Raw genomic sequence first — 20699 nt, 5'->3', positions numbered from 1 at the left:
TCCAAAGACTTTCTCCAGCAGGTACGGCTAGATCGGCTTCGTTGACGATCCAACTGGGGTTATTCTGGTCAAATATTAAACTTGTCGGGCTACCGATGAGTTGGCTGTAATCGTTGTCTCCGTAGGCGTTGAAGTAGTTATTGCCAAAGCCGATTCTGGTGGCGGTGGTAGCTCCAAAACTGCCGGGTACGTCTAAACTTGCCCCTTGGGTGAAGACCCAGCCCGAGGGGTTCATCAGGAACAGGTTTGAGTTGCCTCCTGTGAGTTGAATCAGTCCTTGGATAATGCTGGGGTTTCCTCCCGTGACTCTTCCCACGACGTTGAGGATGTTGGGGTTGGAGAGAAAGTTGGCGATTTCTTGGGGGTTGAGTCCGAATTCCTGAAACGAGTGGAATAAGTTAGCTCCGGCTTGGGTGCCGCCGTTGATATGGTAGGTGTTGCCGTTGTAGTTGATTATTGTCCCGGTGCCGTCAGGGGCTGCTGTGATGGATGTTTGCGCCTGGGCGGTGAGGGGTTTTGCTCCGATTAACCAAGTTAACAGGAGGAGAGACAGGAGTTTTGGCAGTTTGAGTTTTTTCACGGTGGGGGACTGGGAAATTTTTGTTTTTCAGTATAATCCCTGAAAGTTAGATAGTCTATTTTTTTGCGATTTCTTTACAATTTACTCTTCGGGAGAGAATAGCCTTTAGTTGCCAGGATGAGTGTAATTGATGCCTTCCCAGAGATTCTCAATTCTTTGCAGAATTAGAAAGCGATCGCACTATTTTACAGTAGTGGGAGCGTCTCGCTCCCTAGAGTCCTGTAAATTTGAGAGTCCTGTAAATTTGAGAGTCCTGTAAATTTGAGAGTCCTGTAAATTTGAGAGTCCTGTAAATTTGAGAGTCCTGTAAATTTGCAATTTTGAGATGCACCCGTTTATTTTTGCAATGTTTCTTTATAACTCTTCGGAGATAATATTTTTTAGACCCCGATAAACCTGTTCAATGGGGAAACTCAGATTAATACTTTTAAGTTCTATGGTGTCTCCTTCTTTATAGTTAATAATTACCCATTCCCCTGTGTCTTTTTTATGATATAAATCCATTTCAATACAGGTAGAACTAACCAGTAGATAGTCTTTTAATTCAGGATTCTGGCTATATATTCTAAACTTTCCACCCCTATCGTAGGCTTCTGTACTTTTTGATAAAACTTCAACAATTAAGCAAGGATAGGTAATATATTGTGTTGTAGTTTTATCGCGCTCATCACAAGTAACACTGACATCAGGATAAGTATAATCGTTGGTTTCTACAAGATTGATTCTCAGGTCTGAATTTCCAGTTTCACAGCCACTTCCTTCTAAGTGATTAGAAAACAAAGTAATAAATCTAACAGAGATTAAACTATGGTTTTTGCTACCACCACTCATAGCATAAATTTGGCCATCAATATATTCATGTTTTTCCAATTGCTTTTCCTCCCAAGCAAAGTATTCTTCAGGAGTTAAGGTGGGGTAATGTTCTTGATCTGCAATCATGGTTGGGTAAGCGCCTCATCAATATTTACAGTTTTACCATAAATATAATGCGATCGCTCTGAAGGGAAGAATCTTCATTTTCTTCATGAATACTAAGCTGTTCAGCATCTAAACGACATTATCAAGAATCCCAAAAACCTTGGAGTGCGACCATCTTGGTCGCTAGCGATCCGTTGTTTAAATGTGTTTTAGCTTATCATTTAAAATCTAGGGAGCGATCATTTAAAATCTAGGGAGCGATCATTTAAAATCTAGGGAGCGATCATTTAAAATCTAGGGAGCGATCATTTAAAATCTAGGGAGCGAGACGCTCCCACTACAGTTGGATTTCTGGGGTAGGGGTGCAATGCTTGCACCCTGAAATTATGACCTATTAACCCGAGTTGCTAGTTACAAATAGGATACGTTTCGATCGCCCTCCCGTCCCCCTTAATGGCTTGCTGGGCTTGAGTCTGTAGCTGGTTTAAGAGTGTTGATTGGGGGCCAGGGGGCAAAATATTATTGAATTGCGTAAATCCTAATTTCTTCATTAAACCGCGATCGGATAAGATACAAGGTAGAATCACGGAAATCGTGTTTTCTTTTTAGCTCCCAATTTTTCTGATGAAGAAAATAGTGCTGAAGGAATATCTCCATCAGGCTTAAACAATAATAAGATTTTGTTGGAATTACCGATGACACAGTCCTGGTCTCCTCCGCCTCGTCAACCGTTAAAACGGCTACAAGTATCCGACGGTTTATTAATGAATGCCAAGCGATGGCGTTTGGCTCATCAGTACCATCGCTTGCGCCAGAATTTGCACTATCAATCTCTCAATCAATCGGGAATTGTCGAGGGGTTAGGAGTTAGTACGATAGACCCTCCAGAAGAGATTCGCAGCCAATACCGCGATCGCCGTTGGTTGCAAATTCAGCCCGGCATTGCCATTGATATTTTTGGTAATCCCATTATCGTTTCTCAAGCGATTGAGTTTCGCCTAGCCTCAGAAAATCGTTCCCCAAAACCCCTTGAGGTTTATCTGGTCCTTCGCTACGTCGATCCCGATAACCTCGGCCACAAACAGTCGGGAGATTTAGTTGAGGAAACCTTTCGCCTTGATGAGAAAACCGATCCCCCAACCGAGGCAGATGTAGAATTGTGTCGCATTACCTTGCCCGCCCATAGGTCAACGGGAGTTATTTTACCCGTAGAATTGCAGCCGGCGGTTAATGTTTTTCAACCCCAACCCTGTCAGCCAAATTTTTTATATCGGCAAATGGCGCGATCGCATCCTCAAGTCCTCATCGAAGTGGCAGGAATTCGACACGCCAGCACCTCCCCAGAAAGCGAAGAAAAATTTGCTCAATTTAACGCCCTCTTGGAAGCCGCCCCAGGACTTGCCCCAACTTTATGCGGTAGTAACTCTTTGGAGTCAATTCGCCCAATCCTCTCCCCTCAAACCGATACTTTGGGGTTGGAATACCGAGAAGATGCCCTAGGATTAGAAAAATATCACCTCCTTTATTGGCCTGTAAGTGGCGATCCGCCTTTGACAGAGGCCGAAGAGTTTGCCCTGAGAGATTATTTGCAATCGGGAGGGACAATTCTGGTAGATGCGATCGAGGAACCCCCAGATTTAGTCGAAGTCTTCAAGATTCAAAAGGAACTTTATAGCGCGATCGCCGCCAGCGAAAAAGATCCAGACTTAATTGCATCACAACCGGAATTGATCGCCGAACTTAATGCCTTGCAACTGGAGCTTTCGAGCCAAGTTTCTCAAGTTTTTCCCAATTTAGAAATATTGGCACAGTATTCTGGAGAGACTCTAGAATCTTTAATCGGTTTAGATTGCCCCTTGCAAAGGCAACCTTTTCCTTTTTCAGCACCCCCCATTATCCAACAAAAATTAACCTATCTGGCGGTGGGTGGCGGTGTCATCCTCTCCATTAGCAATCTTTGCCAAGCATGGGGATTAAATAAGAATATTATCTTGCCTCGAGAAACCTTGCGATCGGCTCAGGAATTAGGGGTTAATATTCTCTATTTTGCCTGGCGCAGAAAACAACTCATACAATGGCAAGTTGCCTTATCTACCTTATCTAACCTTGAAACAAGATCGGAGAATCTCGGAACAGCAGCAGAACCAGTCTCTCATCCTTTCGATCTCAGCAAGAAATCTTAATCTATAGTCATAAAATTAGGCGATCGCCTAATTTTATTATTTAATTTATCGAGGAAAAATCTTGAAATTATGCCTTTTTTATCCATCAATAGAACCATACCAATTCTGATTGTTAGTCCCATTCTCGCCTCCATTGCCGTAACCGGATATTTTGGCTATATTAACGGACGCAAAGCTGTTGATAATCTCGCAGAGAAAATTAATTTGCAGACCACTCGAGCAATTGAAGCCTATGTACAAGAATTTTTAGGCGATCCCCAACAACTTTTAGCGTTTAATGATGCCTACATTAAAGGTACAGGTTTAGATATTAATGATTTTGATACCCTCAGAAACATTTTTGCCCAAACCGTTCCCAAGATGAGTAGTGGAGTTGGCTATGGCAACGAACAAGGACAATATGCTGGCATTTTTTTAGATGTAAGCAACTACAAAGATTTAGAATTTTATCAGCGAGATGAGTCCACTGGTTCTAATGTGAACATTTATCGAATTCAACCCGGACAACCCGATCGCCTGCTCAAAACTATACCCTACGATCCCCGCGATCGCCCTTGGTATAAAAGTGCAGTAAAAGCAGGAAAAGCAGTATGGAGTGAGATTTATGTCTTTGCTGGGAGCGGTGCATTGGGTATGACGGCTACCTTTCCAGTCTATAACAAAAACAAGGTTCTCCAAGGTGTATTTAGCAATGATATCGTCCTCAATGATATTAGTGGGTTCTTGGAAGAGCTTTACATTTCCCCCCAAGGAGAAGCATTTATCATCGAACGGAATGGTCAAATAGTGGGTAATTCTTTAGGGGAATCACCTTTTATTGTTGTTGACGGCGAGCAAGAGCGATTGAATGTTCGTGACAGTTCCGATCCGTTAATCAAAAAAGTGAGTCAAGCGATATTCGAGAGAGTTGAAAATCAGACTCTATCCCTTGATGAAGAAACATATTTTAAATTAATTGCCGATAAAACCTCTCAATATATCGGCGTAATGCCGATAAAGGATGGACGAGGCATCGATTGGCTCATTGTTGTTGCTATTCCTGAAACAGATTTTTCTTCGGTCATTCTTGCCAGTGTGCGTTCAACCTTAATTGTCGGCGGGACGATCGCCATACTAGCTACAATTATGGGCTTATTGGCGGCAAAATGGATTATTAAACCCATTCAATCTTTAAACTGGGCTGCTAAAGCAATTGAAGAAGATCGTTTTGAGCCAGCTACGCTCACTAAAGTTATAGAGCGCCAAGATGAGGTCGGAGAATTGGCACGAGTGTTTCAGAATATGGCCACGGTGGTTGGTGCGAGTAAAGCCAACTTGAAACAACAGATGTCGGAGTTGGAAAATGAAGTTCTCCAGGCTAAACGCAAGAGTAACGATCGCAGACGCTATGACCCGACAACTATCAGCGATTTGCTGAAGCGATCGCGAACTATGCGCGATCGCTTCAGTAACTCTCAAAGCAACGGTCATGGTCGCAGCTTGTCGGAACAATTAAAACAAGTCCAATATTTTGCTTCCTTTTCTGAGCAAAACTTGCAAAAATTGATTGCTTTGGGACAAAAACAAATCTTACAAGAAAATGAAATTCTCTTTCACGAAGATGACCTAGGAGAATCCTTCTATTTAATTCTCCAAGGCTCAGTTAAAATTTATATTGAAAAACTGGATAAATTTCTCACCAACCTGTCAGGAGGAGATTTCTTTGGCGAACTTTCCTTGCTTCTGGGAATTCCCCGAACGGCCACGGTAAAAACTTTAGAAGAAACATCATTATTTGTTTTAGATCGCCAAGGGTTTCAACTCTTTTTACAAGAATATCCCGATATTGGTCAGGAGATTGCTCAACAGCTTTGCGAACATCAAGAAGAATTGGAGGAACGCAAACAATTACTGAAAGCGGCGGGACTTTTAGATGATGAAGAAAGTTTTAACAGCAATCCTTTAAACTGGATACGCAAGCGAATTTTTTCATTTCAAAGTTAACCCATAAACTTTAAAATTACTGTCTATATCTCCCAAAATTCAACAGAAAACAGATTCTTCTCTTCCTGATTAAAAATGAAACAAAAAAACGTAGAAACATATATTTTTCCGAAAGAACTTGCTTTTAAACCAGGAGATAAAGTCGCCAGCTTTGAGATTACCGCAATCAATCAAAGCGATCGCTTTGCCGGCTTTCAAATTGAAATTACCGCCGCCGGAGCCGATACTGCTGGCGATCGCCGCAATTGGTATTCCATTCATCCCGAAGTGAGTACCAAAAATCCCCCAGGAGATTCAACTAAATTTATAGTAACTATTATTGACACTCCCATTCCTGGTTTTGTGGGTTTGATGAACTTGACCGTGCGTATTTTCTCAATGGACTTGGCCGACGAAGACCGAGAAATTTTGCGCTTGAATGTGGAGCAAAGCGATCGCGAAGTTCCCCTCGTTTTAGAGATGCCCGTCAAAGAATTCCTCGCTAAACCAGGAGAGCAAATCGATATCCCAGTAGAGGTCTTTAACCCCAGTCAACTTCCCACCAATGCAACCTTACACCTACAAGGCTTAAATCCGAAATGGCTCGATCGCGGCGTTGAAAAATACCTGCCCGTGGGAGCCGGTAAAGAAGCCGAAACCTTTTTTTCCTGCCAACTACCCGCAACCCACGCAGCCATTGCCCGCGTCTATCCCTTTAAAATTCAAGCCAGTCGAGGAAAAGCTCCTCCGACTTTCATTGAAGCCAACTTAGAAATTGCGCCGGAAGGGATGATTGAGTTTCACTGCGAAAATAAACAAGAAAATATTCCCAAAAAATGGGGATTTCTGCCGGGTTGGAATGCCCCTCCCGTTAACTTTCAACTCAACTTTGACAACCGCAGCAACCTCGATCAGAAAATCGCCGTTCAATTGGAAGAAGGGGTAGAAATGCTAACAGTTGCCACATCTGTGCAAATTGAACCGGAACAACTGGAACTGCTGCCAGGAGACAGTAAATCAATGGAAGTCACCGTGCGATCGCGCCGTCCTTTGTTAGGATTCACCAGACAACTCCTCCTCAATTTTGAAGCCATCCTCTCGGATCGACGGGTGGGGAATACTAGCCCAGGTCGGCAACTTTTAAGAGTTAAAGTGTCCCCGATCGTGCCGCTCTGGGCGATCGTGCTAGGCATACCCGCCCTAATCTATTTCGCTTGGAAACTGTCTTATTTTAACCCAGAAAACTCTTGGTTCGGTCATCAAGCCGCCGTCAATTCCGTGGCTGTGGATGGGGATGCAAGTTCCACCATTAGCGGCTCAAACGATCGCACCATTCGGATGTGGAATATTAGCGGCTTTGAATCTTGGAACTTGGTCAACCCGGAAATTGGCATTGTTGGGGCAACCGATAAAGCCGTGCGGGTGGTTCGTTATAAACCTGTAGACAATAACGCGATCGCGGCAGGTTTGGAAAATGGCGAGATTCAACTTTGGGACTCCTTATCAAGAATGCGCCTTCTCGATTCTTTTGTCTATCGCAAAGACGACCGGGTTTTAGCCCTCACCTTCACCCGCGACTCACGCTATCTCTTGAGCGGCCACGGGAGCGGTTTAGTCTTGAAATGGAATGTGGAATATACCCTCGACGACTTGCGAAACACCGATCATCCCCCCAAGCGTCCTAGTTTGGAAAAACAGATGGATTTTGCGGTATATGCCTTGGAATTGGTCGATCGCAAAGATGATATTCTGGCTATTGCTGGACGCTTTAATCAATTGGTACTTTGGAACATGAAAACCAATCAAACTCGAGTGCTGCCCTATCGCAAAGGGGGAAAAGACGATTATATTTTTAGTCTGGCTACCGCCGAACTGCGTCCCGGTCTTCTCGCCACCGCCGATAATCAAGGCGAGATTACACTTTGGAATTTAAACACTTGTTTATCTGGCACAGGCACTTGCCAAATCATCGATCGCTGGTCTGACGGTCATGGCGATCGCCCCGTGCGATCGGTCTCCCTGAGTCGAGATGGTTGCTATTTGGCCAGTGGAGGGGATGATGGTCGAGTGGTGCTGTGGCCTCTTTCTCCCGATGGTTCTCGAGCCGGGGTACAATACCCCAAAGGCATTGAATTAGCTCGCTCTTATCCTGTTAAGGAAGGCTGGTTTTTCAACAAAAAAGAAGTTTATCCGAAAATTAATAGCGTTAATACCAGACAAGGCAAAGATTGGCTTTATGTTGCAAGCGGCAGCGACGATACTCAATTCCGAGTCAGTCGAACTAAACGCTTACCCGAGTTGAGTTGTGATGCCATCAATCATAATCTTCATCCTAATCAGAGCCAAAATGATAAATAGGCAAAAGGCAACATTGATAACTGATAACTGATAACTGATAACTGATAACTGATAACTGACATGGTTGACCCCCAAGCGACGGCGGAATCGACACGAAAACGATACACGAAAACTGTTGGCGGCCCGTTCGGCATTATTCTCAATCCTTTGGGAGATATCTCCGTGACGGCGGGAGACACTTGCGAACTCAGCGTCACTATCATTAATGATGCAGATAAAAGCCCGGCGATTAATGTTCTCATTGACGAAACCTCCCACTCTGTCCGAGAATGGTGCATCCTACCAGAACAGCGATTAGCCCTCGGTCAAGGTCAAAGTAGCGAGGTCTTTTTTAACTTTGATATTCCCATTGATACCCCTCCTGGTAGTTATGAATATGTCCTAGTTATTGATGCACCTCAACACCATCCCGAAGAGACTCCCCTCCTTCTCGATCGCCGGATGCAGGTTCTTCCTTATGTTCAAGAATCTCGCATCTCTAGCGATCCGACTTTTGGCCTCATTCCCCCCACTTCCTCGGAAAGCCCCGTTCCTCTACAACAGGAACAATCTTTTGAAGTAACAGTTACGGTGGATAATCGTTCCGATCTCGTCGATCACTTTCGCCTACTCTGTCCGGATTTGGAACAAGAATGGTGCAAAATTATCTATGAAGATCGCTTTTCTCCAGGGGGACTGCTGATTACCGAACAGCGCTTAGAACTCAACCCCGGCGATCGCGGTACCATTCGTTTAGTTATTACACCCCCAGCCAATACAAAAGCAGGCATTTATACGCCAACAATTTCCTTAAAGTCCGCCAATAATCCCGATCTCGTTCTCCTCGATGTTATTTATATTCAAGTTCTTCCGGTTTATCTCCTCACAGCAGAACTGGCCACCATCATTGGCAAAATCAAAAAACAACCTGGACTTTATACCCTCTTTCTCCACAATAGCGGCAACACCGATCGCGAAGTACAGGTCAGAGTTACGGGTTTTGAAGAGGAAAAGCGGCATATAGTCACCGTCGAACCCCAATTACTGAAACTATCCCCTACGGGTTCGGCGGCTTCTAGTATTGAAGTGGAAGTGACTCAATTATGGAAGCGCTCTTTTTATGCTGAAACTGTTGAATTTGCTATAGAAATTGAAGATCTCGAAGCTCTTCCCCTGATTGTCAAGCGCTTTCCAGGACTTTTAATTATTGAAGGTCGCCCTTGGTGGCAATTTTTACTGGTCTTTTTAATCAGTTTACTGATGTTAGGAGGGCTGGTTTTTCTCGTCTGGCTCTTGTTTCCTCGTCCTCCTGCGCCTCCAGAAATTATCGATTTTTCCCCTCAAAGTAGTTTCTATAGTGAGGAAAATGGAGATGTTGTGCGCCTGAATTGGCAGATCGTAAATCCGAATCGCTTACAATCCCTTAAAGTGGAAGGACTTGCCCCAGATGGAGTTGTTATCAGCCGTGCTGTCACCTACGATCTCACTCAAGGAATTCCGGAAGCCTTAGAAGATTTTTGTACGATTGACGTGCGTTTAATTTGCATTAATGTCCCCACCGACGGTCGCCAAGCGGGAGATTATATTTTTACCCTGACTGCAACACCGATTCCTCAACGCCGTCGAGGATTTCTGGCTCGCATTTTCCGCACTCGTAGCGGTTCGGTTTCCATGGAAACCAATATTATTCGGATGCTTCCTATTCCTCAGCCTCGCGCGATCGAATTTACGTCTACACAGCCTACTTATGTTGTGGGAAATGAGGAAGAACCTTTAAGTGATGACGATCCGGGAACGGAAAATCAGGAACAAGGAAGAGAGCAAGAAGCCAATGAAAAAACCAGTAATTTTAGTCTTCCTCCTGCAAATACTCAAGCAGAAGAAGCAAGCCCAAATCCATCTGCTTTGCCACCTCCCAATAATGCCAACACTTCTAAACCAAAAGAGCCTGGCGATCGGGGGATTCTTTTAAACTGGAAAGTTACTAATGTTCAACAATTGCAAGAGTTGAGATTGGTGGCGCGAGATCCCGAAGGTATTGTTAACAGCCCTTTAAAAATTTATGATTTTAGTGAGGGATTGCCAGAGGAATTGCGGGAGGTTTGTCAAGTCCAAGATTTTGAACTGGTTTGTCGCAGTGTTGTCACGGGAGCGATTCAAGCCGGAACTTATGTTTTTGAATTAACGCCAATTCCTCGCAGTGCGGAAGCAGAACCAGCAGAAACGGTGAAAACAGACCCCATTAAAATTGAACCTGTTCTCATTCCGATTGAGATTCTTGAATTTACCATCAATGGTGCGGAAGCGTTGCCTAAATATGTTGTCGAATTGAAGGCAGAACCGATTTTACTCACTTTAGCTTGGAAGGTAAAGGGAGGAGAAGGATTAAAGGTTGAATTGCAACCTTCACCTGGAACAGTTTCTCCGGAAGGTACGATCGCCTTTCCTTTGGCGCAAGATCCAGGGACTACAACTCTCACACTGGTTGCATCAGATAGTAGTGGAAAATCTGTGACTCGTTCTGTGGCGATCGATACTTTTGTGCGAGAGAAAGGGGGAGGAACTGCGGGCGCACCCGCAGGCACACCCGTAGTTCCTCCCGTAGTTCCTCCCGTTACACCTCCAGTTCCTCCTGCACCGCCTAAAGCCTCTCCCAGTAAGCCTGACGCGCCGCCGCTTCCCACTGCGCCCCCGGTTGAGGAAGCACCTCCCCTACCGACTCCTCCCGATGGGTCGCCACCGGTGCCAGGCGATCGCAATGCACCACCACCAACGGAATTACCTCCTGTTTTGTATTAAGGGCGATCGCCAATGGTTATATCAAATCCGGTTAATGGGTCATAATTTCAGGGTGCAAGCATTGCACCCCTACCTCCCAAACCCAACGTACAGGGCAAATGCTTGCGCCTTAGATTTTTAATGATAGTATTCATGCGGATTTGATATTATACTTTTAAGAGAGATTAATTTTTTCTCGTAATAACTTCTACTGGAGTTTCTTCGGCTAAATCTGTGGGAGGTTGCGAATCTTTGTCCTGTCGAAAGAAATTCAAGAGAAACTGGACGACATTATCGACATAAGTAAAGATTACCGGAATCACGACTAATGTTAACAAAGTAGAAGTGGTAAAACCGCCAATGACCGCGATCGCCATAGGACTGCGAACCTCTCCATCTCCGCCAAATTCAAGGGCGATAGGAATCATTCCCGCAATCGTAGAAAGAGAGGTCATCACAATGGGACGGAAGCGGGAAACCCCGGACTCAATTAGTGCCTTAAAGCGAGGTTTACCTTGCTTCATGGCATCTAGGGTAAAATCAACTAAAAGAATGGCATTTTTGGTCACTAATCCCATTAAGAGAACGATACCAATGAGGGCAAAGAGTCCGAGTTCTTTTTGCGTTACCAATAGTCCTAAAAACGCCCCACCAAAAGATAAAGGTAAAGCCGCCAGAATTGCCAAAGGATAGAGAAAATTGTTATACAACAAAACTAAAATGGCATAAATCGATAAGATTGCCAATAATAATGCCCCGACAAAACGAGAGAAAATATCTCGCATGATCTCTGCATCTCCCACGGGTTCTTCTGTGACATCGGGAGGGAGTTGCATCGCTGGTAATGCCCGCACCATGTCCACCGCATCCCCTAAAGCCAATCCTTCTAAATTGGCATCTAACGAGACTTGACGGCTGCGATCGAAGCGTTTAATTTCGGCGGGACCGCTTCCCCAACGGATGGTTGCAACAGCAGAGAGGGGAACCAGTCCACCGTTAGAACTGGGAACTCGCAAGTTTTTTAGGGTTTCGATATCCTTGCGGAGATCCGAGTCAATTTGGATGCGGATGGGAATCTGGCGATCGCTTAAATTAAATTTGGCTAAATTGGATTCGGTATCGCCAATTAAAGCCAGAGAAGCGGTGTGGGCGATCGCCTGGACGGAAACACCTAAGTCAGCAGCGCGATCGGGGTTCGGATCGATGACGATTTCCGGCTTCACTAAACTGAGACTGGAAGTTACATCCACGAATCCCGGAATTTCCCGCATTTGCCGTTCTAGGGCTTCTGCGGTTGTTGCCAAACTGGTAGGATTTTCACTCTTTAAAAGAATCGATAAATCCTTAGAATTTCCTGCCCCTCCTTGAGCTTGAAAAGAGACTCTCGCCCCTGGTATTTGTTGGAAAATTTTCCGCATTTCTTGCTCAAATTCAAAGCGATGAATGCGTTCTGATTTCGGCACTAAATTGATGTAAGCTGTACCAGAATTGATATCGCTTGCATTGGCTAAAACATTGTCTACTGCTGGATTATCTAATAAAAGCGCTGTGGTTTTTTTCAGAACTGCGGTGGTTTCTTCTAAAGTCGATCCGGGAGGTAATTCCACAGAAACGAGACTCAAGCCCATATCTCCCCCTGCAAATAAACCTTTGGGAATAAAAGGAACCAGTTGCAAACTACCAATAAAAAAGGCGAGGGCGATGAGTAACGTGGTGATGCGATGGCGCAAGGCCCAGGTTAACATACTGCGATAAATGCGGCGACGTTTGGGAGGAGTGGGGGCGATCGCCTCTTGAAATTCCTGACGATAAGGATCTAGCGATCGCAGATGAGTCAATTTCCCATTCCCATTTCCTCCCTTATCAAGGGGGGGGGCGATCGTTCTGTTGCTAGTTGCTGGTTTTGGCTGCAATAAATAAGCACTCAACATGGGGGTCATCGTCGTTGCGACTAAGGTAGAAAACATGGTCGCGACAGCAACAGTTACACCGAAGGGTTGAAAAAACTGCCCTGGAATGCCCCCCATAAATGCGACGGGGAGAAATACCGCGACAATTGTTGCCGTCGTGGTAATCACCGCTAAACCAATTTCCCTGGCCCCATCCGTAGCGGCTTGTATGGGCTTTTTCCCCATTAGCAAATGCTGATCGATGTTTTCGATCATGCAAATGGCATCATCAACTAAGTTCCCCATCGCCAACGCCAACGCCAGTAAGGTCATGCCGTTGAGGGTGTAATTTAAAGCCTGCATGACCCAAAAGGTGGGAATAATTGAGAGAGGAAGTGCTAAAGCTGTAATAAAGGTCATCCGCAAATTTTGCAGGAAAACTCCCACCACCAACACGGTTAAAACCGACCCAATTAACAAAGCGCTAAACGTAGAATTATAGGAAATGCGAATTTCATCTCCCCTCGTGAAATTAAGGGTAAATTTAATATCATCCGAGAGGGTTGCTTTTAGCTTTTCAATTTCCTTAATTACCCCTTGTTCTACTGTTACCAAGGTTGTTCCCGTACTTCGCAAAACGGAAAAGGCGACAACGGGTTGATTATTGAGAAATGCGGCTTGTCTGGGATCGCCGAAACCATCAACGACTTCCCCCAAACTGGATAAAGCAACCGTCGATCCATTGGGGAGAACAATGCGATAATCCCTTAAATCTGCAACGGTTTCGGCACTGCCGAGGGTACGAATATTTTGTTCCCCTCCTGCTACTTCCGATCGCCCTCCTGGTAAGTTGATATTAAAGTTACGAATTTGCGCGTTGACTTCCGTGGCTGTAATACCATAAGCCTGCAAGCGGCGATCGCTGAGATTAACGCGAATTTCGCGATCGACTCCCCCCAAGCGTTCAATTTGGGACACCCCAGGCACACTAGAGAGGGCGCGGGCAACTTTGCGATCGACGAAATCGCTTAATTCTTCAACGCTGAGTTTATCCGAGGAGACGGTATAGGTCATAATCGATCCGCCGACAAATTCCAAGCGTTCTACGATGGGTTCGTTGACATCTTGGGGCAGATCGGTACGAATTTGGGTAATAGCATTACGAACGTCGTTGGTGGCGCGATCGCTGTCGGTACCGAGGGTAAATTGAATAACAGTTGTGGATCGCCCATCGGTGACGGTGGATTGTACTTCATCAATGTCTCCCAAACCCGCTACGGCATCTTCAACTTTTTTGGTGACTTGGGTTTCCATTTCCACAGGTCCCGCCCCCTGTTGGGTGACAGTCACTTGGACGAGGGCAAAATCAATATTGGGTTCAGAGTCGATCCCCAAGGAGAAAAAGGACATTGCCCCGACAATGCTCAAAATGAGGAACATTACGAGGGTGGGGACGGGATTTCTAATCGACCAAGAAGAAACGTGAAAAGACATTTCTGTTATTTGTTGTTGTTGTTGTTTTTGCTTGACCTCCACTCTTCCCCTGGTAGGGGGACGCTGGAGAAGTTTTATTCAGTTGTGAAAGATTCACTGGCAATCTCAACAAGATCGCCATTTTTAAGGTAAGGTGCGCCTTTGACGGCCACGCGATCGCCTAAAGTTAAGCCGGAAAGAATTTCGATGCGATCGTCGGGTAAAATTCCCCCCAGGGTGACGGGTTGCGAGACTACGGTGTTATCGCTTTGAATGACGAAAACAATCGCAGTACCATCTTCTTGCGGTAGGGCGGCACCGGCGGGAATTGTGACTCCAGACTCGGCGGAGGTGACGATCGCCCCTCGCAGGAACATTCCTGGTTTTAATCCCCCTGTCCTCGGCAAATCGACTTTAACCGTGGCTTGGCGAGATTCTTCATCTACGAGGGGATCGAGGTTTCGCACTCGCCCCAGCAAGCGCAGATCGGGGTTAGCATCGGAGGTAATACGCACCGGTTGATTAGATTTAATTTGCCCGATTTGGGTTTCAGGTACTTTCAGGAGAAGTTCTAAGCGGGCATTTTCAATAATGGTAAAAAGGCGATCGGAGGAGGAAGTAATATCCCCGACGCGGGCATTCCTTTCGGCGACGATGCCGCTACGAGGGGCAACCACCCGCATATCCTCGAGTTGGGCGGAGATGACATCTACTTGCCCCCTTGCTTGTGCCAATTGTGCCTCTGCTTGGGTAATAATTTCGGGACGGGGACCTCTTTTTAGTTCCGTCAGACTTGCTTCAGCATTTCGCACGCGCGCTTCAGCATTTCGCACACTCGCTTCAGTATTCCGCACACTCGCTTTGGCTTGTGCCAATCTCGACTTGATATTGGTTTCTTGGTTTAAGATTTCATTGAAACGATCTCGCGCGATCGCTCCCTCTTCTTGCAAAAAGCGATTGCTTGTAACCCGCCCTTGAATTAATTTTACATCGGCTTCGGCTTGTAATACCTCTTCCTTAGCTTGTACTACGTCTCCCTTGGCTTGTACTACGTCTCCCTTGGCTTCTTTGACGGCTTCTTCTCCTCGTGTCACTTCTTCCGTCCGACTGCCCGCCCGCAATTCTGCCAAACGTGCTTCCGCTTGCGCCACACTCCCTCGAGCTTGAGTCAGTTGCGCTCTCAGGACGCTACTATCTAGAATAGCGAGGGGCTGTCCGGCTTTAACTCCGGCTCCTTCCTCCACTAAAACTTGGATAATTGTCCGTCCGGGGGCTTGGGAAATTACGGGAATCAGTTCAAAAGCATTAACGGTTCCCGTTGCCTCTAGGGTACGATTAACGGGGGTGAGTTTGGCTTCTGCGGCGGTGATACTTTGCGCTTTACCAGGCGATCGCTTTTCGGGGGCAGATGTATTTCCTGCGGGTTGCGATTCTGAGGTTGAGGGAGAAATGAATTGCCCGACAACAACGGCGATCGCCAAACCAATGCCAATCCCGATCGCGACGGGAATTTTGCCGATAAACCATTGTTTGGGAGAGCCAGATTTGAACATGGAGCAGGTCAGAGAGGGAAAATTTAAAAAGAATCTTAATGTTTTGTTACTTTTTTTAATTTTAACGAGTTACGGGAACAGTGGGGAATAATTCTCTACAGTTTAAATCTTGGCCGAACAGTCGGTCAATGGCAAAATCAATGGCATTGTTAACCCGCTATTGCTCATTGGTTCAAGCAAATCTCAATAAAGTTCCTACTCCAACTCTGCCTTGAAAGGTTCCTTCTGCCCAAAATTGTTCTCGTTTCCCCAGTGTCACTCTTCCTCGCCCGCCGATCGCCGTCAATTTCATACCTGGATTCACCAAACCGGGATCGATACCCCCCAATAATACCGTTACGCGATCGCCATCTTTCTTAATGACAACAGCTTGGGCAGGCGATCGCGGATTTTCGCTAAAAAAGATAGCTTCATCACCGTAGGGTTTCCCTGGTTCGATGGAAAGTTTCGGTTTTTGTGAGTGATTAATATCATTCCTTTGCAAATTATCTTGCATTCGACCTCCAACACTTAAAGCCGTTTCCTCTGGGGTACTATTGTTATCTTGCCAAAGATATTGCGTGAGTTGATAGGTGAATGCACCAGCGACAAAGCCATTGAATTGTTGATCGAGTGCAGTCTGATCCGGTTGAGTTGAAGCTAAGACAATACCCTTGGCTATTCCTTCACGATAGCGCTTGACAAACTCTTCGGGAGACCAGCCAAATTTACGCAACCATCGATTTTGATAGGCTGTTTCTTGGTCCTTAGCTTGTATTTGATTGCCTCCAGTCCGCGATCGCACTCGAAGATTGCGAACTGTTGCCCCCGCATAGCAACTATCGAGAACTGCTGTAAAATTATCAGTTTGTATCGCAGACATCAACAAAAATAAGGTGTGTCCCATAATATCAGCAACAGTTCCCCCTTCCGTGAGATAGTTCGAGGGTAAATTGGCATCGACTGGGACAAAACTCCCACTTAAACCTTCTCCCGTTATTCTAGACACATAAAGGGGATTAGGATCGCGAACGAGTGAACCGTGACCGGAATAGTGAAAAACAACCACATCGCCTGGTTTTGCCTGTTTGATTAAATGCTCCTCAAAGGCATCGAGAATGCCCTGTCGCGTGGCTTTAGCATCATCGAGGATAACGATATCGGCAGGGTTAAAACCGAAGCGGTGAACCAGCAAATTTGCTTGCAGAATGGCATCATTAACGCAACCATATAAAGGCCCCGTGGCTGTGCTATATTGGTTAATCCCCACCAGTAAAGCCAGTTTGCGCGGGGTGCGTTGTGCTAATACTTTGCCATAGCGATCGAATTGCCAGCGATTGACTCCCCAAGCGGTTAAGGCGGCTCCTCCGGCTTGTAGGAGATGACGACGAGAAAATTTTATCATGTTGTTTGTGCCTCTATTTGAGAATTATTTGTTAACCATTGTGCCAAAGATGCTTGGGTTTCGCGATCGCAGGCCAACCCTTCCATCATGGCGATCGCTTCTTGTTCGGGAGCATCTAGCAGATAATTATTTACTAACAAAAAAGTGGCCGCGGCTGCAAATGCCGTTCTTTTGTTCCCATCAATAAAAGGGTGATTTTTAGCGATTCCATATCCATAGGCCGCCGCGAGTTCAAATAAATTAGGTTGTTCATAAGCAAATAAATGTTTGGGTCTGGCCAGACTTGCAGAGAGTAAATTTTCATCTCGTACTCCTGCACTGCCTCCATGTTGCTCAATTTGCTTGGCGTGAATGACTAAAACAACATCATTAGATAACCAATATGGTTCGTTTATTTGGCCAACTCCCGCAGAGCATTTTCATATTTTTTGCCAATTACCTGATAGGCTGCCATTGCGCGATCGAAGTCAGCTTCATTGCTGGAATTCGTAGATTTGTGTTCCTTCCCATTTTGCTCCTTCTCGAGCAGGGAATGCAATAAGGCGATCGCATCGGGTAATACTGCATCGGGTAACTTATTGGCTAATGTCGCAATTTCTTGGCGCATTTCGATACTCATTTTTAGTTTTCTCATAAAGAACTTGTTTTGGGGGGGACAATGCACAAGGCGATCTCCACCATCTTATCTTATAGTTTAATCTTTCCCATCGCCTTGTAGGGTAAATGCTGCCCAATAATAGGGGTCGCTCCATGTTTCGCTAAACACTAATTCGGTTGGGGGAAGTGGGGGAGTATATTAATATTAATTCTTGGTTATTAATTCTCATGACTTCCGATCGCAACCCCCTCAAGCTCATTCTCGATACAGACCCCGGTGGTGACGACATTTTTGCTTTATTTTGGATTCAAAGTTTAGTCAAGCAAGGATTTGCCGAATTACTAGCCATCACCACAGCAGAAGGCAATGTTCCTGCCAAATATACCTTTAATGCCGCTTGTCAGATTCTCGAACTGGGAGATTTGGAGGATGTTCCCGTCGGTCGAGGAGTTGATGTTCCTCACAAGCGATTTAATGATGCTTCTCACATTCACTGACCCGACGGTATGGGCAACTTGTCGCGAACTTTACCGGAAGTCCGTCAAAGTTTTGTCCATGCGCCCCTCTCTGATGATTTAATCATTGAAAAACTCCAAGAACAACCCGGAGCTATTACTATCGTTGCCATTGCCCCTCTCAATAATCTCGCTGCAGCCGAAGCAAAAAGCCCCGGAATTCTCACATTAGCTAGAGAAATTGTTATTATGGGGGGAGCCTTTCACGTACAGGGAAATATTAGTCCTTATGCTGAGTTTAATATGGCTTTTAACCCTCAAGCTGCGGAAGGGGTTTTTAGTTCACGATGCCCTAACTTTAGCTTATCTGTTTTATCCGGAAACATTACAGTTTAGCCGTGCTAGGGTAAGTATCGAAACCAAAGGAGAATTTACAACAGGTCAAACTTTGATGGATATGCGTCATTCTCTCAAAGAAAACCCTAATGCTTGGGTTGCAGTAGATGTTGACGTATCTGGTTTCTTTACCTGCTTTTTAGAAGATTTAAAAACCTTAGTCGGTATTACTATCGACTAAGGTTTTTAATGGTTTTAGGGTAATTTTAAACGTTTATCAGTTCTTGTTTAGATTTGAGGACGTAATCGGGAATACAGTTTTCTTGCATATAAGTGTAGTAGTCAGAGATCGCGCGATCGCATCGTTCTTGACTCCAGCTACAATATTCAGAGAGAACTGTTATGACTGTAGAAAGTGCATTTAACCCATAATTTTCCTGTAGGGCGATCGTCGTTCGACGGCGCAGAATATCAACTGCTGTTTCTGCCATTTCTACTTGGGCTGCATAGACAATTTGAGCCTTAATATCGGGAAGATGGGGAGAAATGCGATCGGCAAGTTCTGGCATTTCTTGGGTTAAAGCTAAAACCTCTTTACCTTTTGAACCGTAAAGACTAAAGAGGTGATAAATTGTTGCGGAGGAAATGCGATCGCCGTATTCCTCTAAGGTTTTTTGAATGCCAGGATCTGTGGCAAGAATACAGCCAGGAAGAGGCATGGCAAGGGTAGGACAGGGGGGAATACTTGCCCCCATTTTCTTAAATGCTGCATCTACCATTTCTTCCCCGACATGGCGATAAGTAGTTAACTTGCCACCGATCAGAGAAATCATGTTCTTTACCCCTTCTTTTTGATGATCGTATAGGATATGTTTGCGGGTTAATTCTCCTGGCTTCTTCCCTTCCTGATAAGGCAGGGGACGCACTCCAGAATAGGTGAAAATAACGTCTTTGCGGGTTAAATTTGCGGTGGTAATAATGTTGTTCGTTTCAGTTAATAAATAATCGATTTCTGCATCATCGGCTTTAACGCGATCTAAATCCCCGGTAAACGGTAAATCTGTCGTACCAATTAAGACGAGATCCAGCCAAGGGATAATAAAGAAGGGACGGCTATCACTTTTAGCTTCAACATATAAACAGGTATCAACAGCCCCTGGAAAACGATGGACGAGAATATGACTGCCTTTTGTACCGCCCATTTTGCGTTTTTTGGCGATCGCCTCATTGCTTCCGCGTTGGCAGATGTGATCGACCCAAGGACCCGTCGTATTGATAATTACGGCATTCTTATTCCCCGATACGGTAAACTCTTCTCCCGAGAGGGTATCCTTGCAATGAAGTTGGGAAATGCGATCGCCTTCCTGTCCGAGTTCCATCACTTCAACATAATTTAAGACTGTTGCCCCTGCTTCTTTGGCTGAGAGAACATTTTCCCAGCATAAACGTTCTGCCCGAGTCACCTGTCCATCATAATATTGAGCGCCTCCCGTAAGTCCTTCGGGATCGAGGCAGCGAAAAATCTGTTGAAATTCTGCCTGGGGAAGCATTCGATGGGGAGGGACGGTTTTATCATAGCTGAGAAGGTCGTAGAGGCACATTCCCGCCCAAATCTTCCAATAGGGGCGCGATCGCTTCCTATAGATAGGAACCGTTAAAAGTAAAGGTTTAACTAAATGAGGGGCAGTTCCCAGCAAAATTTCTCGCTCGCGCAAGGACTCTCTCACTAAAAGGACTTCAAAATATTCCAAATAGCGTAAGCCGCCGTGAATTAGGCGACTCGACCAGCTAGACGTTCCGCTCGCAAAATCGCCTTTTTCGATTAAGATGGTTTTTAAGCCCCGCAAAGCGGCATCTCTCGCTACTCCTGCACCGTTTACGCCCCCTCCAATCACGATTAAATCGTAAGTTTCCTGTTGAATATTGTAAAAATTCCGCACGATTCACTCCTGTCACTTTATGGGAAACGCTAGAGGCATCCCCATTCCATCATAACCACTCCTATGATGCAAAAATTCTTGAGAAAATCAGAAATTTTTTTCCCCATTGGCGATAAATGTGTTATCTTTGGGAAAGCGCAATTTTTGCGGGTGTGGTTTAATGGTAAAACCTTTGCCTTCCAAGCAAAAGACACGGGTTCGATTCCCGTCACCCGCTTTAACTGAAAATTTAACTGAAAATTTAACTGAAAATTTAACTGAAAATTTAACTGAAAATTTAACTGAAAATTTAACTGAAAATTTAACTGAAAAT

13 protein-coding genes, 1 tRNA gene and 1 pseudogene are annotated in these 20699 nt (G+C 45.2%); 7 read left to right on the top strand and 8 right to left on the bottom strand.

The annotated features are described in order from the left end of the window. The coding region (locus tag JUI58_RS24365) for a filamentous hemagglutinin N-terminal domain-containing protein (protein WP_204106450.1) at positions 1-580 on the bottom strand (580 nt) is incomplete at its 3' end. Between the two features lie 354 nt (positions 581-934). Continuing rightward, complete coding sequence (locus JUI58_RS24360) at positions 935-1519, bottom strand: Uma2 family endonuclease (RefSeq protein WP_204106449.1); 585 nt, start codon at positions 1517-1519, stop codon at positions 935-937. 674 nt (positions 1520-2193) lie between these two features. Between JUI58_RS24360 and JUI58_RS24355 the strand changes: the two genes are divergently transcribed. The 4 genes from JUI58_RS24355 to JUI58_RS24340 all read left to right on the top strand — a co-directional run bounded on the left by JUI58_RS24355 (position 2194) and on the right by JUI58_RS24340 (position 10779). Further along, a complete protein-coding gene (locus tag JUI58_RS24355) occupies positions 2194-3681 on the top strand; it encodes a DUF4159 domain-containing protein (protein ID WP_204106448.1) in 1488 nt (495 codons plus the stop codon). Between the two features lie 69 nt (positions 3682-3750). Then, the gene (locus JUI58_RS24350; protein WP_204106447.1) at positions 3751-5664 is read left to right on the top strand and encodes a cyclic nucleotide-binding domain-containing protein; all 1914 of its coding nucleotides are present in this window, start codon (positions 3751-3753) and stop codon (positions 5662-5664) included. Positions 5665-5739: 75 nt separating this feature from the next. Next, positions 5740-8001 carry a WD40 repeat domain-containing protein gene (locus JUI58_RS24345; protein ID WP_204106446.1) on the top strand — a complete coding sequence of 754 codons (2262 nt, stop codon included), beginning with the start codon at positions 5740-5742 and terminating at the stop codon, positions 7999-8001. A gap of 60 nt (positions 8002-8061) precedes the next feature. Next, a complete protein-coding gene (locus tag JUI58_RS24340; RefSeq protein ID WP_204106445.1) occupies positions 8062-10779 on the top strand; it encodes a hypothetical protein in 2718 nt (905 codons plus the stop codon). Between the two features lie 164 nt (positions 10780-10943). On the opposite strand, the gene JUI58_RS24335 is transcribed toward JUI58_RS24340, so the two are convergent. From JUI58_RS24335 to JUI58_RS24315, 5 genes are all read right to left on the bottom strand, one after another. Next, positions 10944-14141, bottom strand: a complete 3198-nt coding sequence (locus JUI58_RS24335) for an efflux RND transporter permease subunit (protein ID WP_204106452.1) — start codon at positions 14139-14141, stop codon at positions 10944-10946. Positions 14142-14215: 74 nt separating this feature from the next. Beyond that, positions 14216-15673 (bottom strand): efflux RND transporter periplasmic adaptor subunit, encoded by a 1458-nt coding sequence (locus tag JUI58_RS24330; protein WP_204106444.1) that lies wholly within the window; start codon positions 15671-15673, stop codon positions 14216-14218. 172 nt (positions 15674-15845) lie between these two features. Further along, complete coding sequence (locus JUI58_RS24325) at positions 15846-17057, bottom strand: caspase family protein (RefSeq protein ID WP_204106443.1); 1212 nt, start codon at positions 17055-17057, stop codon at positions 15846-15848. Next, positions 17054-17452, bottom strand: a complete 399-nt coding sequence (locus tag JUI58_RS24320) for a type II toxin-antitoxin system death-on-curing family toxin (protein WP_204106451.1) — start codon at positions 17450-17452, stop codon at positions 17054-17056. The genes JUI58_RS24325 and JUI58_RS24320 overlap by 4 nt, the downstream gene beginning before the upstream one ends. Beyond that, the gene (locus JUI58_RS24315; RefSeq protein ID WP_204106442.1) at positions 17449-17676 is read right to left on the bottom strand and encodes a hypothetical protein; all 228 of its coding nucleotides are present in this window, start codon (positions 17674-17676) and stop codon (positions 17449-17451) included. The genes JUI58_RS24320 and JUI58_RS24315 overlap by 4 nt, the downstream gene beginning before the upstream one ends. Positions 17677-17882: 206 nt before the next feature. Between JUI58_RS24315 and JUI58_RS26765 the strand changes: the two are divergent. After that, positions 17883-18596 (top strand): annotated as a pseudogene (locus JUI58_RS26765) (nucleoside hydrolase). Next, positions 18562-18687 (top strand): hypothetical protein, encoded by a 126-nt coding sequence (locus JUI58_RS28290; protein WP_348539967.1) that lies wholly within the window; start codon positions 18562-18564, stop codon positions 18685-18687. The pseudogene JUI58_RS26765 and the gene JUI58_RS28290 overlap by 35 nt, the downstream one beginning before the upstream one ends. A 25-nt stretch (positions 18688-18712) precedes the next feature. On the opposite strand, the gene glpD is transcribed toward JUI58_RS28290, so the two are convergent. Further along, positions 18713-20386, bottom strand: coding sequence for a glycerol-3-phosphate dehydrogenase (glpD, locus tag JUI58_RS24295; RefSeq protein WP_204106438.1), 1674 nt, complete (start codon positions 20384-20386; stop codon positions 18713-18715). Between the two features lie 146 nt (positions 20387-20532). On the opposite strand from glpD, the gene JUI58_RS24290 reads away from it, so the two are divergent. Next, a tRNA-Gly gene (locus tag JUI58_RS24290) sits at positions 20533-20603 on the top strand. The last annotated feature ends 96 nt before the right edge of the window (positions 20604-20699 follow it).

The sequence above is a fragment of the Spirulina sp. CCY15215 genome (genome assembly GCF_016888125.1).
GTDB lineage: Bacteria > Cyanobacteriota > Cyanobacteriia > Cyanobacteriales > Spirulinaceae > CCY15215.
The sequence above is the reverse complement of the archived record's forward strand: the minus strand, read 5'-3'. Positions and strand labels throughout refer to the sequence as shown.